Consider the following 15,845-nt stretch of genomic DNA (forward strand, 5'->3'; position numbering starts at 1 on the left):
GCATCGCTTTTTAGCAACAATGGGCTTTAGTACCGTTTTTTATCATGACACATATGCTTGAAAGCGAAACCTCTGGTCCAGAACTTAAGACTCAACTTGTCACCGTCCTTTTTTACTCTTGGATGACCTGGCATTTTTTGGTCGCTCCGATGATGGAGCTGCCGAATCCTTTTTTCGCGCTGCCTGGATCAGGATAATGGAAACGCCTATGACCATAACAAAGCCTCCAATCCACATCCAAATCTGGAGCGGATTCACCAAAAATGTGAACGTGGCAGATCCATCATCCTGGTAGCTGGATAGAATGGCATAGAGGTCCTCTTTGAATGTCGAGCGAACCGCTACCTCCGTAGTATACTGGGTTTTACCCATGGCGGAATGATAGAAATTTCGCTGCGGCTTCAAAATCCCAATTTTTTTGCTATCTTTGAAGACTTCTAATTCTGCAATAAGTATATCCTGGTTGGTCCGATGGCGTTCTCCCATCCCGGTATAAACCAGGCGGTAGCTGCCAATGCCTGTCGCTTGGCCTTGTTGAAGGGTGATCTGCTTTTCCTGTTTGAAAGCGGTTGTGCCAACAATCGCCAAATAGATCAAAATAACTCCAACATGGATCAAATAACCAGCATAGCGTCGCGTATTATGTTTTAAGGTTCGGAATAACGCAGGAATATAGCGCATTTTTTCTGATTTGACGCGATGACTTGCTGCACCGATGATTTCCGCGGCGATGATCGCCAGAGCAAGAAATGCGATCACTAGGGTGACCAACGCCCAAACATGATTGATCCCAGAAACATAGAGAATGATTCCAAATAACACCGATGTAGTGAAAGGATAAAGGCCTCGATTCAATAGGACTTGATTTGAGGTCTCACGCCACGATAAGATGGGGCAAATCGCCAGCAAAAACAACAGCACGAGTCCAATAGGTTTGGCAATTCGATTGAAATAAGATTCGCCCAAGGCAACTTGCTTTCCGATGAACAACTCGGTAATAGCTGGGGCTAACGTGCCGATCAAGACCATAACCAATAGCACAATGAAGATGATGTTGAGGAGCAGAAAACTGGTCTCGCGGCTCAAAAGCGATTCATAGAAAGATTTGGAGCGCATCTTGTTAATGCGGAACACCATCAAACCGATTGCTACCACCAAGATGATTAGCATGAATACGAGGAATAATGTGCCAAGATTGGATTGGCCAAAGGCATGCACCGAGGAGATGATCCCGCTGCGCGTGATGAAAGTGCCCAGGATGGTCAGCAAAAAGGTGAGGATTGCCAGCGAAACGTTCCAACCGCGCATCAGATCCCGTGTCTTTTGCGCCATGATGGAATGGACCAGCGCCGTACCAGTGAGCCAGGGCAATAGAGAAGCGTTTTCCACTGGGTCCCAAGCCCAATAACCGCCCCATCCCAATTCCACATAGGCCCATTGCGCGCCCAAGAGATTGCCCACGGTCAATGCGATCCAGGCAAATAAGGTCCAATTTCGGCTACGATCCAGCCATAGATCGGAAACATCACCCTTGGCTAAAGCCGCTATTGCATAGGCAAAAGGAATTGTGAAACCGACGAAACCCAGAAAAAGCGATGGTGGGTGAAAAATCATCTCCGGGTTCTGAAGCAACGGATTCAACCCCATGCCATCTGGCGGAACTGGGGACAATCGCTCGAATGGATTGGTGGCGTAGTTGACCAGAACGAGAAAGAAAAGGGTGACAAGATTGACAGTTGCCACCACATGATGTTTAAAAGGATCATCTTTGGTCCGATTCAGAAAAATATAGAGTGCGTTAAAAATCGTTAGCAGCCAGGTCCAGAACAGCAACGATCCTGACTGACCAGCATAAACTGCTGATAACGTGTATAACAATGGCAGGTGTCGATCCGAATAATCAGCGACGTATCGAAACGAGAAGTCGCGGCTGACAAAGGCATGAGCAAGGACAAAGATACTCAGGGTGATCAATATAAATTGACCGTAAACTGCCAGGTTCGCATTTTGGAGCCATGATTTTCGCTGTAATTTTATTCCCGAAACACCTGCCCAAATCGAATAGGCCGAGGCAATAAATGCAAGCAATAATAGGTAATGTCCCAATGACAATGTAATTCTCCTCACATGATCTTAGAGTAATGCCGAACACGGAATGGAACAATTTGGATTTTAGGTTGTGAAGCATGAAAGAAAAATCAGGCAGTCGCGCAATTGCTTCTCAGAAAGGAGCCTCCGCAGATATAAAATGCTATTTATCCGAGGAATTACTCCCGCTTTGCCTCATATTTGGATGGGCATTTGGTCATGATCTGTGTGGCATTGAAGGTACCATTTTCATATTTGCCTTCCACAACCACCGATAGACCTTCTTGAAAGGTATCTGGGGCGACGCCCTTATGTTGAACGTTCAGCACTTTATTGCCGTCCGTCAGTTGAAAGCTGAGCAAAAGGCGCGGAGCATCCCACTGAATCGAGCCTGGAACCACCTCGCCGTTGATGCGCGTCCCTTTTCCCTCAAGCTGATGCGCTTGGGCAAAAAATTCATCAACGGTCAAGAAATAAACGGATGAATCCTTCATGCCCGACCAGAACAAATAAACAACAACGATCAATATGATGAGTCCACCAATAAGCAATTTTTTATTCATGCTGAAATTGCCTCCTGAATAATTCTAATAAAACCGAAATACAACAGAGTTTTTCCGAAGTATCGATGGAAAAAGGCGAGGTCCGGTCACTTAATGATATCCGTGCCCATGAACTCTCTCAGCACCCGAGGAACGATGACTGTACCCTCGTCGGTTTGATAATTTTCTAAGATGGCGATCACCGTTCTCGGCAATGCAAGTCCAGATCCATTGAGCGTATGGACATATTCGGGCTTGGCATTGGCATCGCGCTTGAATCGGATATTGGCGCGTCGAGCTTGGAAATCCTCAAAATTGCTGCAAGATGACACTTCCAGCCACTTGCCGAGACCATCAGCCCAGACTTCGATGTCATAGCATTTAGCAGCCGCAAAGCTCAGATCTCCAGTCGAAAGAGCCATGACACGATATGGCAACTCCAAGAGTTGCAAGACTTCCTCAGCATTTTGAAGCAACTTTTCCAATTCATCGTAAGAACTTTCTGGCGTGACAAATTTCACCATTTCGACCTTATCAAATTGATGCACCCGCACCAGTCCACGAGTATCTTTGCCATAGGTCCCTGCTTCGCGACGAAAGCAAGGGGTATAGGCGGTATAATATATTGGCAGGTCCTCGCCTCGAAGGATTTGATCGCGCAACAAATTCGTCACTGGCACTTCAGCCGTGGGGATAAGAAACAAATCGTCTTGCGAGGTGACGTACATGTCATCTTCGAGCTTGGGAAGCTGCCCGGTGCCGAACATGCTTTCGCGATTCACCAAAAACGGTGGATATACTTCGGTATAACCATGTTTTTTGATATGAAGATCAAGCATAAAATGGATCAGCGCGCGCTGCAACCGGGCCCCCAGACCTTTATAGTTAATGAAAAACGAGCCGGCGACGCGAGACCCTCCTGCAAAATCGATGATCCCCAGCTTCTCGCCGATCTCCCAATGCGGTTTTGCTTTGAAATCCTTAGGAGGCAGTTCGCCCCAGCGTTTGACCTCTAAATTTGCTGAAGCATCCTGACCAATCGGGACCGATTCATGGGGAATGTTAGGGATGCGGATTAGGATGTCATAGATCTGCTGGTCGAGGGTTTTCACCCGATCGTCCATTTGTTTGATCCGATCTGCCACGGATTTCATTTGACTAATCAGATGACTGGCATCCTGTCGTTGCTGTTTCAAACGACCGATCTCCTCAGAGACCTGATTTCGTTCATGTTTTAGCGCTTCGACTTCAGTCAGAATCTGCCGTCGCTCCCCATCCAATTGCAACAGGCGATCGATATCTGCATGATCATTTTTTAGCTGAATGGCTTGTTTGACGCGATCGACATTGTTGCGAATAAACTTGATGTCTAACATGTTGAGTCCTCACCTATTATATTTTGGGTCTTTAGCTCGCATCCCGCTATTATTCTTTCATCGATTCGTTATCAGTCTCAGAGATCGTAGAACCGATCAATCAACTAAGAAGCGATCCAGTATTCCATTATTTTGATTTATGCTTTTAACACCGGAATGATGCAAAAGTTCACTTTTCCAATGCGCTACCAGGATAAAACAAACCAAAAAACCGATCATTTAAAAAATCAAGCTATCGATGAATCAGTATGCTGTCAAATTCGCTATTGTCCTTTGCCGCGCAACATGACATAAATGGTGCTTAGAATGATCTTCAAATCCATCCGCAACGAGACGTTTTCGATATAAAACAGATCGTATTCGAGTTTTTTCTTGACGCTCTCGATGCTGGTGTCGTACCCGCCTTTGATCTGCGCCCAACCAGTGATCCCTGGCTTCATGCGAAGTCGTCGCGCATAAAGTGGGATCTCTCTTTTAAGTTTTTCGACAAAAAAAGGTCGTTCTGGACGAGGACCGACCAAGCTCATTTGACCGATCAGAACATTGTAAAATTGGGGAATCTCATCGATCCTCAGTTTGCGAATAATGCGGCCGACAAAAGTCACCCGAGGATCGCGCTGACCTGCCCAGACTGGCCCGGTTTCCTTCTCAGCATCGACCACCATAGATCGAAATTTATAGATCGTGAAATGCTTACCATCCTTTCCGACGCGCTTCTGACGAAACAATACTGGCCCACGAGAATCCAGCTTGATCAAAATCGCCACTAATAACCAGACTGGCATAAAACCGACCAAAACGATAATTGACACGGCGACATCGATAATTCGTTTAATGCGTTGCTCCCACTGCGGCATCATTTGGGGCAAGATCTCGATTAACGGAAAAGCGTAAATTTGATTGGTGCGGCCGTAGCCCATCACAATGTCATAAAGATCTGGTACAATCTTCAAATTGACCAATAACGAATCGCAATAGGAGATGATATTGATTACCTCTTTGGGCGAGCTTTTCTTCGCTGCGATAATGATCTCTTCAATTCGTTGTTGCTCCACGATCCGTGCAATATCTTTATAATGTCCCAGCACAGGGACGCCCTTATAATTGGCATTCACATCCTTTTTCGACGGGGAGATAAATCCGACGACATCATAGCCGAGGGCACGATATTGATTGATCTTATCATATAATTCCTGAGCTTTCTCATTCCATCCAATGATCAGGGTCTTGCGCCGGCCAAATCCCATTTCCAATAGCTTCCGCTGGATCGTTCGCAGCAAAATCCGCTCGCTGCTGGTAAAAAAGACCAGCATGAACCAGTAGGAGATGATAATGATGCGACTCACCGAGGGGGGTGATTGGAGATCGGTTCGAGTGTCAAAGGTCAGAAGAAACAGCAGCAACACACCGATAGACACAGTCTTAAGGACAGTGACAAATTCATCGAAGCGCGATTGCGCATACCAGGATTTATAAAGACCAAAGAAGAAGAACAGAAAAAACCAGTACAGGAACAAAATGAACGACAGTAGCAAATTACTGGCAAGCCCTGGTTCGATATAGTAATTCAACGAATGGCGCAGCAAAACCCAGCACAGATAGGTTAAATTGATGGCGATAAAGTCGCCAACCAACAAAAATATTTTCTCTATGGCTTTTGGCATGGATCGAATTTCAACCTCGGATCGGATTCCAGGTCACTACGGTTTTGCGTTTGATCAAAAAACTAACGATCGCCTGGAACGAGGCCAAGTTCACCAGACAATAATAAAACGGGGCATAAAATAGAAAATTATGATAGCGCTTTCGCTCCATTCCATATCCGAACAAAGCGGCTGCATAGAATAGACATTGCAGCACAAAGGTGATTTGAAAAAGCCTGATATGCAACAGAAATAAATTGATCACAAATAGAATCGGTAAATAAAATGCAACCAACCAGCGAAGGATTTTATGAGAGAATAATTGAAAGCTTAGCATAGGATATTTGATCGGGTTTAAAAAAGATCGATGTTGCAGCAGCGAATAGAAGCTGCGGTTAATGATGCGTTTCTTTCGCTGATATTCCTCCTGGAAGCTGCTCATGGTCCTTTCAAAGCAGAGGGCAGCAGGTTCGTAGACGACACGGTAACCTTGCTCAATGATGGTCAACGGTTCGATTAGGTCGCTAATGATGTCGTCAGCTAAAGGGACATACAACTGCTTTCGAACCGCATAAATCGATCCATTGGCACCCAGAATGGAAGCCGCGCGACTCTCCTGGCGTTTGAGAAACTTTTCATAATCCCAATAAACATTTTCGGCCTCGCCAATGGGATTTTTGCTATCAGTAACGTAGACCAGCTCGCCACAGACACAGCCTACCGATGGATCGAAAAAATTGCGGACAATTTTGCGAATCGCATCCGAGCGATAAAAAGCATTGGCATCAGAAAACACGATGATCTCGCCGTGTGCATGGCTTACCGCCAAATTTTGACCTGCGGTCTTGCCCTTTCGTTCTGGTAATCGGAGCAAAATGACCCCCTGGGAGGCAAAGCGTTGCACAATCGCATCGGTCTCATCGGTCGATGCATCGGAAATAACCATGATTTCCAGCTTTTCCTTTGGATAGTCCAGCGCAAGGCAATTTTCTAACTTTTGCTGGATCACGGCAGCCTCGTTATAAGCCGAAATGATAAGCGTTACAGAAGGCTCATGATCATCGTTTTTCTTGACACGGTGCGGTTTTATCGCCGCTATGAGTGTAATGAGCAGCGGATAGCCGACGTAAACATAAAAGATGATCGCGATAAAGAAATAAAAGATGGCTGCTAACATAAAGTCTGATCTGATTGATTAAGGCCGACCCGTCAGACCGATGAAGCAAGCGCTGGCGGTATTATTGGTTGGAATCTAAAGAAAATGGTTTTACCTCCAGATATCAAATACTGTTTATTCAACTTTGTGCAAGAGAAGATCGTTCCCATGTACGATGCGTCATAAGTTCTCCTCTAAAATTGCGACGATGCGACGCGCTGCCTGACCATCCCACAATGGTGGGATTTGACCTTGACGGGATTGGCCATCAAGAATTTTGTAACTCTCATGGACGATGCGATCTGTGTTCATGCCTACTAACACATTTGTGCCGAGCTCCACTGTGATCGGCCGTTCGGTATTACGCCGCAAGGTGACACATGGAATACCCAGCACGGTGGTTTCCTCTTGAATCCCACCAGAATCTGTCAGCACCAAACTGGCGTTTCTCATTAGTTGCAGAAAATCCAAATAGCCCAGGGGTTCGATCAAGCGGAGATTCTTGGCTCGCTCGATGCGCCAGTCGAATTGGAATTGCGTCAGCATTTTCCGAGAGCGCGGATGAATTGGGAAGATGATCGGGACTCGTGAGGCGATCTGTTCCAGTGCGGAGAGGATTCGATCGAAAGTTTGCCGATCATCGACATTGCTGGGCCGATGCAGAGTAAGTAATGCATACGGCTGGTGATTAAGTCCCAAATGGTTAAGTATAGTCGACTGTTGAGCGCGCTGGAGGTGGCTCATCAAAGAATCGATCATCACATTGCCTACGAAGAAAATTTTATTCGGATCGATCCCTTCATGGATCAAATTGCGCCGGCCGCTCTCCTCTGTGACAAATAAAAAATCCGCCAAGGAATCGGTCACGATGCGGTTGATCTCTTCAGGCATCGAGCGATCAAAACTTCGCAGTCCTGCCTCTACATGGGCGATTCGGACTTGCAACTTGGACGCTACCAGCGCCGCAGCCAACGTGGAATTGACATCTCCAACCACCAACACCAAATGCGGCCGAAGCTCTTGGATAATCCGTTCTAATGCGATCATGATCGCTCCGGTCTGTTGGGCATGGCTCCCAGATCCACACCCCAAATAAATGTCAGGTTCAGGGAGATTTAGATCATGAAAGAAGATCTGCGACATCTTCTCGTCATAATGCTGACCAGTGTGTACCAGTGTAGCGCACAAGCGATTGGAGACTTGCATGAGCCGATGGATTGGGGCGATCTTCATAAAATTTGGGCGCGCCCCTACGATATTCAAGATGCGAACCCTATTCTGCTGCTGATCCATGATGTCTTAGCCGTTCTTTTTGCCTGAAGAAGCGATCAACAAGCTTCGCTCAGGCTGTTCTCATTGAAAATCCGAAATGATTTTTTAGCTGATCAATCGCGCCATTACTTTCAAATCGTATTGTATCGGCGCTCAATCCCAGTCGATAATTCGATATGAACAGGGGCGAATTGAACTGGCCCGATTGCCTGAAAAATTCTGGAAATTTCCCTGCCGAAGGTCCATTCTTTCAGGCAATCGGTGTAGCTTGATAAAAAATGCTGTGAGAATCTTCGAGTCAGTTTATTATTGGGATGGTGACTCTTCTTTACAGTAGATATCGGTGTAGAATCCGCGACCTGAACCCAATTTGACGATTTTATCGAGACCATCTTTAATATTTTTAGTGAGATTTCTGGTATCGACCAAAGCCTTCGAGTGCTTCAAGATGAATTCGGCGTCATAGACATCATGATCGGCGGTAACGACTACAACGTCCTGAGCCTCAAGCAGCTCTTTGGTCAATGGTTGCGATTCATATAATTTGCCAGCGATTTTGATCTGGGGGACGTAGGGATCGTTGTAGCAAAGCTGTTTCACCCCGCGCTGTAACAGAAGCTCCATAATTTTAATCGCTGGCGAGTTGCGCGTGTCGTCCACGTTTTTCTTGAAAGCAATTCCCAATATCAAAATTTTTCCTTTGCGGATCGACGAGTCCACGTTCGCCAGGGCGCGACGGATGTTGCCGATCACATAGAATGGCATTTCTTCGTTTGTTTCGGCAGCTAGTTCGATAAATTTGGTGTGAAAATCATATTCCCGGGCCTTCCAAGCCAGATAATAGGGATCGATCAGGATGCAATGTCCCCCGATTCCTGGACCAGGATAAAATGGCATGAAGCCAAACGGTTTGGTCGCTGCTGCATCGATCACCTCCCAGATATCGATACCGCCCATGCGGTCGCACAATTGTGCCATTTCGTTGACCAGAGCGATATTGACACTGCGGAAAATATTTTCCAGTAATTTTTCCATCTCGGCCACGCGAGGGCTGGAAACGGTATGCACCTGTTTCACAACTTGAGAAATTGCCAATCGTGCGACTTCAGTGCATTGAGGAGTAACGCCGCCGACAACGATCGGCGTATTTTCGGTATTATATTTTTTGTTACCGGGATCAATTCGTTCTGGGGAAAAGGCGAGGTAAAAATCTTGTCCAACCTTTAGGCCAGTTTGTTCGAGAATCGGCAAAACCTCCTTCTCGGTCGTCTCTGGATAAGTGGTGCTTTTTAAAATTATGAGTTGCTCGCGCCGCAGCCCTTTCGCGATCTGACGCGCTGCATCCCAAATATAGCTATTGTCTGGATCCTTATGAACGGTAAACGGGGTTGGCACGCAAATATAAATCACGTCCATCTCCGCTACTCGATCGTAATTGGTCGCTGCTGTGAGCTTACCTTGCTCCACTGCTTTGACAAATTTTTCTTTTGGAACATCGTCAATGTAATTTTCGACCCGATGAATTTTGTCTATTTTTCCCTGATCCAAATCTACGCCAAGCACTCTAAATCCTTTGTCGGCATATTCCACCGCCAAAGGTAACCCAACATAACCCAATCCCACTACTCCAATCGTAGCGGTTTTGTTTTGAATTTTTTCTGTTAATCCCATAGTATCTCCAATAGTTAATTCATCAATAACATAAATTGGCGTTCCTTTCGACAGGATAGGATGATTATCGCTTTCAATAGCTCTCTGTCGAATAGAGTCATCATTTTACTTTCGATCAATCATCTAGAGTTTATAATGTCGTTTATAATAATCCAAATATTCACCGCTTTTGATCTTCTGCCACCACGACCGATTATGGCTGTACCAATCGATGGTGAGCGACATCGCTTCGTCAAATGAGGTTTTCGGCTCCCAGCCGAGCGATCTCAATTTGCTACAATCCACAGAATAGCGACGATCATGGCCCGGCCGATCGGGCACAAATTGGATCAGCGCTTCGGATTTGCCCAATTTGTTAAGGATCAGCCTGGTAATCTCCAAATTGTCACGTTCGTTGCCAGCTCCGATGTTGTATGTCTCTCCATTGCGGCCATATTTTAATAAAAAGTCGATCGCATCGCAGTGATCCCGGACAAAAATCCAATCGCGCACGTTCTTCCCATCGCCGTAGAGTGGCAGTTTCTTGTCCTCGATCGCATTAGTGACGAACAACGGGATCAATTTTTCAGGATATTGGTACGGTCCGAAGTTATTGGAGCAGCGCGTGATAATGACGGGTAGCCCATAAGTGACAAAATACGAATAAGCCAGCCGATCGGCACCAGCTTTGGAGGCAGAATAGGGGCTCGATGGCATCAGCGGATCGGTCTCTTTAAAAGAGCCAGCAAGGATGCTGCCGTAAACTTCATCGGTGCTGATTTGAACAAATTTTTTAATTTTGTTCTTTCGCGCCGCCTCCAACAACACAAATGCGCCAAAAATATCGGTCCGAATAAAATCATCGGGATGACCAATGGAGCGATCGACATGGCTTTCGGCTGCGAAGTTAATCACAAAATCGCATCCAGGCATCAACTGTTCGACCAGTTGGGCGTCACAAATATCCCCCTTCACAAATCGATAATTCGGGTGCGATTCGATGTCCCTCAAATTTTCCAGATTGCCTGCATAAGTTAATTTATCGAGATTAATGACTTCATCTGATCCCCCTTTTTCAAACAAATAATGAATGAAATTGCTGCCAATAAATCCAGCACCACCGGTGATGAGATATCTTGCCATGTTGCAGTCCCCTTTTGATTAGTTCTGGCGTGATGAATCATGCTACCAACCGATATGGCCGCTTCGGTCATTTCTCATAGAATTTTTAAACAGGACAGAATGAATTGATCATTCGAGGGAAACAGCGAATCGTCCTTCCCGATCGATCATCTTCCCCAAGGCCGCTACGAAAGTCAGGATTGCGAAAATGGTTACTGAAAAACAGATCAAATATTAAATGCCGTTGCCCAAATACAAAACTCATGAGTTGTTTGAATAAGACGACCCATCTAATTTTAAAGGGCAAAATGTACAAAATTCCAAAATAAAAGTCAATGATTTAATCGTTAAGCTTATGCCATAAATTTGAACTAATTTCACAGATTGTACCGCACCAGAAGAGACGGCTGATTGGATGAAAGTTGGTGTAATTTGGAACAATGGCAGGGCTGAATCAAGATCGAAAGTACACGTTAGAACAAAATTATTAATGAATCGCGCTTACACGAGAGACCCCTTATCAATTGGATAGCGATCACAGAAATATTTCTCGATTGTTGAAGATGAGATAATAGCTTTAAACTCTGTTGGCCATTTGCTATTTTGAAAGAACGGAGCTAGATTCGTTTGTTTGATGCAGGTTGCTTTGTTTTTACAAACTCCCCTCAGATTGGCTTCTCCTGAACGAAGGGAGGATGAGGACAACGATGATGCGAGATTGGTTTTACTTTTTTGATGATCGAAATATTTTGAGATAGATATGGATTCCAATCCCGGCCACGATTACCAGATTGGAAACCATGAATGTGTTCCAAAATGGGCTCGCGAACATTTCACGGCTGAATAGAATGCGCCCGATCAGAATCAATAAGCTCAGCAGCAATAGGAGCGCCCCATAAGCATAATACAAGTAGAAATTGGATTGATCGTACTCCTCGAAAAAGATTCGAATCACATAGTAACTCACGAGACTGGTGACGATTCCGAAGAGAATTTCGAACAACATAGTTGTCCCTCCTCGATTGGTGAGCTGCGCCATTGTTAATATTTCTCATTATCTCTACGGGAATAACTCTGAATAGAAAACTGAAGCAAAAAAGGTGATTCAACAAGCGTATTTTAAAACGCGATGGAAGCCAATTCGGCTTGCAGATGAGGGTTGGGAAAACAGCTTAGAAACCAGAAACCAGAAACCAGGCTCAGATGAAACATTCCGAGGTCCAGCTACCAAAGAGATGATCGCCGCAAAAAGCACAAAAATCACGCTAGTTGTTGAATCGATGTTGGAATGTTTGCTTTATGATGATCGACCTTAATGATTTTGAGTCGCAACCACCTCCAGTCCAGGTTCTTTCAAGGATAAGACTGGCAAAAGCACCAATGATAATATACACGGTTTTTCCAGAAAGTCAAGCGATTTGTTGGGGACGAAAAAGGCAATTTTTCCGGCCAGAAAGGGAACAATGCGCAGCAGCTCTTGGAATGTCCTCCTTTTCGGCAGAAAGTTGGAATCTTGATCTGATAAATCTATTTCTCATCTTCACCAAAATAGATAAAGCGATCGATCAAATTGACATAATTGCTCCAGGCCCGTCCTGGTTCTTTTTCTTTGGCCATAATTCGTTGGAAAGCAGCGACCGATGAGTCAAGATTATCGATGAAATTCAGAATCAGTGCTTCGATCGTCATAGGGACAACAGGCGAGCCGCGTTCCTTTTCACCATGATGGCTCAGAATACAATGCACGAGTCGCTGCTGCAGTGATGCAGGGAAGTCCTGAATCTGTTCGATTTTTCGAATGACCATATTGCTCCCCAGTACGATGTGACCTAATAATCGACCTGGGGTGGAGTAATCGACAAAGCCGCGGAGGCTGAACTCTTCAATTTTTCCGACATCATGAAGAAAGGCTGCGGTGAGCAATAGGTCGCCATCGACCAGATTGCCATAATAGTCGACGAAAAACCGGCAGACCTGAACCACAGAGAGCGTGTGCTCTAATAGCCCACCAATATAGGTATGATGCCATAGCTTGCCCCCAGGCGAGTGACAGAAGCGATATTCGAAGTCGGGGTCGGTCAGAAATAGATCGATGAGCCGTCGCAGCTCTGGATGATTCACTGCTTTAAGGGTCGATTTTAGTTTATCATACATTTCTGGGATGCTTCTGGGGCTGATTGGAAGAAATTGTTCTGGTCTAACTAGATCGCGATCCGTGGCCTTGCGAATCTGCTCGATGGATAAATGGTTTTGATCCAGGAAGGTGATTACCTTGCCTCTCACTTTGACAATATCGCCAACGTGAAGGGATTTGTTGGCTGTTTCGATATCGTTCCATAACGAGCCGCGGATTCGACCGCTCCGATCGCCTAATTCAAACGACAGATAAGTTTCATTGGTTGACTTTTTATCTTTTAGCTCTTTTTTTCTAATGACGAAATACCCAAGCACCACATCCCCAGGCACCAGATCGCTAATTTGCTTCTGTTCCATGTGGCTTCCTCCTGAGTATTCGGCTAATAGGGTTTGAGGACCAACAAATCGAAATCAGACGAGCCGATTTCGGCACTATCCGTAATAGCGAGGTGATAGTTATGGTTCAACCATAATTGGGTTTGATCTTTATAATGCGGGCTGAGCGGATGACCCGATTGACCTGTTGGGATCACTATTAACGAACGACGCCGGTCGGCCAAATCGACGATCTGCCGCATCGACGGACCAGCGAGGACTCGAAAATCAGGTTGGCTAATGGAGTAGGTCGCATTATTGACAGAATTGTACGCCCCTCCGATCGGGAAAGGACCGATATTAAGCCAGCGATCCAAAGGGGAACGCTTGCCCAGAGCATGTTGGAAGGTAATGGTGTGAAGATTTCCCCAGCGCCAATGATCGACAATACCTCCAGCGGTGATCTTCATATAGCCGAAAGCTTCGGCTAAAGAAATTTGGACTATGTCCTGAAGCGTCTCTTTCACGGATCCAGTATTTACGTTATCGAACCAATTGGAACTGGACTTGGTGATGAGGTGATCGGTCATGCGAATGAGCAATCCCGGGAATTGTGCGAGTTCGTGATAGAGGGTGTCGCCCAGTTCGTCGGCAAAGATATTTCTGAAAAATCGGGTGAGAAAAACTTCGAAGATCGCGGCGGCCGAGGAGGACGGATCCGAATTCAGATCCCAATCTTGCAGCGCCTGGATGGCATATTGGTCGAATGGATCGTTTTTTGTGACCTTGGGCAACTCATTTCGGATCAGTGGCATCAGGAATTGAGCGTGCAAAGAAAATTGATCCGATTGAATCCGTTTAAGATCCTCGGGAGACAAGCGATCTTTGGCTGCCAACAATTGGGCAATTCGCTGGGCACGATAAGGAGGCTCCCAATAGCTGCTGATGTAATAGGGATAATCATCCGGGACCACTTTGTTATTTGCTGTCACAATCACACCATCGGCTGGATTGAATAGGTGCGGCAATTTATCGAATGGGATAGCGCCCAACCATTCGCCCTTCCCGGTCCAAGCTGGTTGCGGGATCACCCCGCTTCCACTCTGCCGAAGCGGAATATAGCCAGCGCAATAGTAGCCAATATTACCCGAAGTGTCCGCATAAATGAAATTCTGCGCCGGAGCGGTAAAAAGTTTCAATCCAGTCGAAAACTCATCCCAATTATGTGCGCGATTGATATGATAAAAAGCCATCACCTCATCACTGGGCATTTGCCCCGTCCATTTCATCGAAATTGCTGTACCCAGCTTTGCAATGGCTGGGTGTAGGGCAGAAATGATCGGGCCGTGCTGTGTCGAATAGATTAGAAAACTATCGGCAGGCTGATCCTTAATGGCGATCATTTCGCGAGTGACCTTCATCTCGATCCAAGCGTTGCCAGACCAGTATTGGGTGGGGTTCGCTGGATTCAATTTTTCCTCAAAGAAATCACAACCGTCGGCCATCGCATTGGTCAAACCCCAAGCAATGGACGCATTATGCCCGATGACAATGCCCGGAACCCCAGGGAACGAAACCCCATAGCAATCAATACCTGGCGCTTTAAGATGGACTTCATACCAGATGGATGGAGCCTGGTGCATCAGGTGAGGGTCGTTGGCCAACAGCGGTTTGCCCGACCGGGTTCGTTGCCCTGCCAATACCCAGCTATTGCTGCCCAAACCTGGCATCGGGCAAAAGGGCAATCCGATGGTACTAGCGCTGAAGCGCAACCGTTGCGGCTTGATGGCTGGAAACAAATGATCGATATTCTTGACGATTGCTGGCGCATCGACGGCATAATCTGGCAGGATCTCTTTGAATTTGACTGGGTCGACACGATATGCGATAGCCGCCATCACTGGATCGACTTCCCAGGCCAGTTCCAAAACCCAGGCGATTAACCGTTGATAGGCTAAGCTATGCTCGATCTTCCAAGGCGCTGGCTGGGTCGCATATTGAAGCAGGCTGAACTCAATTGGCAGCTTGCCGCTGTTCTGACTGATATACGCATTGACCCCATCCGCATATGCTTCAAGAATGTGACGTGATTTCGATGATATATGCTGGGTCAATGCCTCGGCGATGCGAGGAATGCCGATGGTTCGGATGCGCTGATCAAAGGCAAGTGTCGTTGGCCCGAATATTTCGGACAATGTCCCAGTCGCCAGTCGTCGATTCAACTCCATCTGCCAAAGGCGATCTTGTGCGGTTACATATCCCATGGCAAAATAGAGATCGGCATCGTTCTGTGCAAAGATATGAGGTACACCAAAATGGTCGCGATAAATTTTTACGGGGGATTGAAGCCCTTGCAGCGTGATGGTCCCTGTTGTCTGCGGCATCGATCGTTTGACGATCCGCACTCCCAAAATAATGATCGCAACAGCCATAAAGATCAGAATCCCCAAAATACCGATCGTAATTTTTAAAAACCTTGGCACGGCACCTCCAGCATCAAGTTAGTATTGAAGCCTATTGTTCAACATTATTTTTAGAAATGATC

11 protein-coding genes are annotated in these 15,845 nt (G+C 46.1%); all 11 read right to left on the reverse strand.

Annotated features, from left to right (window positions below; all coding sequences use genetic code 11):
* Positions 1–99: 99 nt before the first annotated feature.
* Positions 100–2,112 (reverse strand): heme lyase CcmF/NrfE family subunit, encoded by a 2,013-nt coding sequence (locus tag ONB37_01835; protein ID MDZ7398882.1) that lies wholly within the window; start codon positions 2,110–2,112, stop codon positions 100–102.
* 155 nt (positions 2,113–2,267) lie between these two features.
* On the reverse strand, positions 2,268–2,651 hold the full coding sequence (locus ONB37_01840) for a cytochrome c maturation protein CcmE (GenBank protein MDZ7398883.1): 384 nt from the start codon (positions 2,649–2,651) through the stop codon (positions 2,268–2,270).
* A gap of 86 nt (positions 2,652–2,737) precedes the next feature.
* Positions 2,738–4,006, reverse strand: coding sequence for a serine--tRNA ligase (gene serS / locus ONB37_01845; GenBank protein ID MDZ7398884.1), 1,269 nt, complete (start codon positions 4,004–4,006; stop codon positions 2,738–2,740).
* Between the two features lie 263 nt (positions 4,007–4,269).
* Positions 4,270–5,670: an undecaprenyl-phosphate glucose phosphotransferase gene (locus tag ONB37_01850; GenBank protein ID MDZ7398885.1), complete on the reverse strand. Its 1,401-nt coding sequence runs from the start codon at positions 5,668–5,670 to the stop codon at positions 4,270–4,272.
* A gap of 10 nt (positions 5,671–5,680) precedes the next feature.
* On the reverse strand, positions 5,681–6,826 hold the full coding sequence (locus ONB37_01855) for a glycosyltransferase family 2 protein (protein MDZ7398886.1): 1,146 nt from the start codon (positions 6,824–6,826) through the stop codon (positions 5,681–5,683).
* 159 nt (positions 6,827–6,985) lie between these two features.
* Positions 6,986–8,098, reverse strand: a complete 1,113-nt coding sequence (wecB, locus tag ONB37_01860; GenBank protein MDZ7398887.1) for a UDP-N-acetylglucosamine 2-epimerase (non-hydrolyzing) — start codon at positions 8,096–8,098, stop codon at positions 6,986–6,988.
* Positions 8,099–8,383: 285 nt separating this feature from the next.
* Entirely contained in the window at positions 8,384–9,748 is a 1,365-nt protein-coding gene (locus ONB37_01865; GenBank protein ID MDZ7398888.1) for a nucleotide sugar dehydrogenase, read from the reverse strand.
* Between the two features lie 123 nt (positions 9,749–9,871).
* Positions 9,872–10,870 carry a dTDP-glucose 4,6-dehydratase gene (gene rfbB, locus ONB37_01870; GenBank protein MDZ7398889.1) on the reverse strand — a complete coding sequence of 333 codons (999 nt, stop codon included), beginning with the start codon at positions 10,868–10,870 and terminating at the stop codon, positions 9,872–9,874.
* 703 nt (positions 10,871–11,573) lie between these two features.
* Positions 11,574–11,855, reverse strand: coding sequence for a hypothetical protein (locus tag ONB37_01875; GenBank protein MDZ7398890.1), 282 nt, complete (start codon positions 11,853–11,855; stop codon positions 11,574–11,576).
* Between the two features lie 521 nt (positions 11,856–12,376).
* Entirely contained in the window at positions 12,377–13,342 is a 966-nt protein-coding gene (locus tag ONB37_01880) for an HD domain-containing protein (GenBank protein MDZ7398891.1), read from the reverse strand.
* 23 nt (positions 13,343–13,365) lie between these two features.
* Entirely contained in the window at positions 13,366–15,783 is a 2,418-nt protein-coding gene (locus ONB37_01885) for a penicillin acylase family protein (GenBank protein MDZ7398892.1), read from the reverse strand.
* Positions 15,784–15,845: the final 62 nt, after the last annotated feature.

This window comes from candidate division KSB1 bacterium, assembly GCA_034506395.1.
GTDB lineage: Bacteria > Zhuqueibacterota > Zhuqueibacteria > Thermofontimicrobiales > Thermofontimicrobiaceae > Thermofontimicrobium.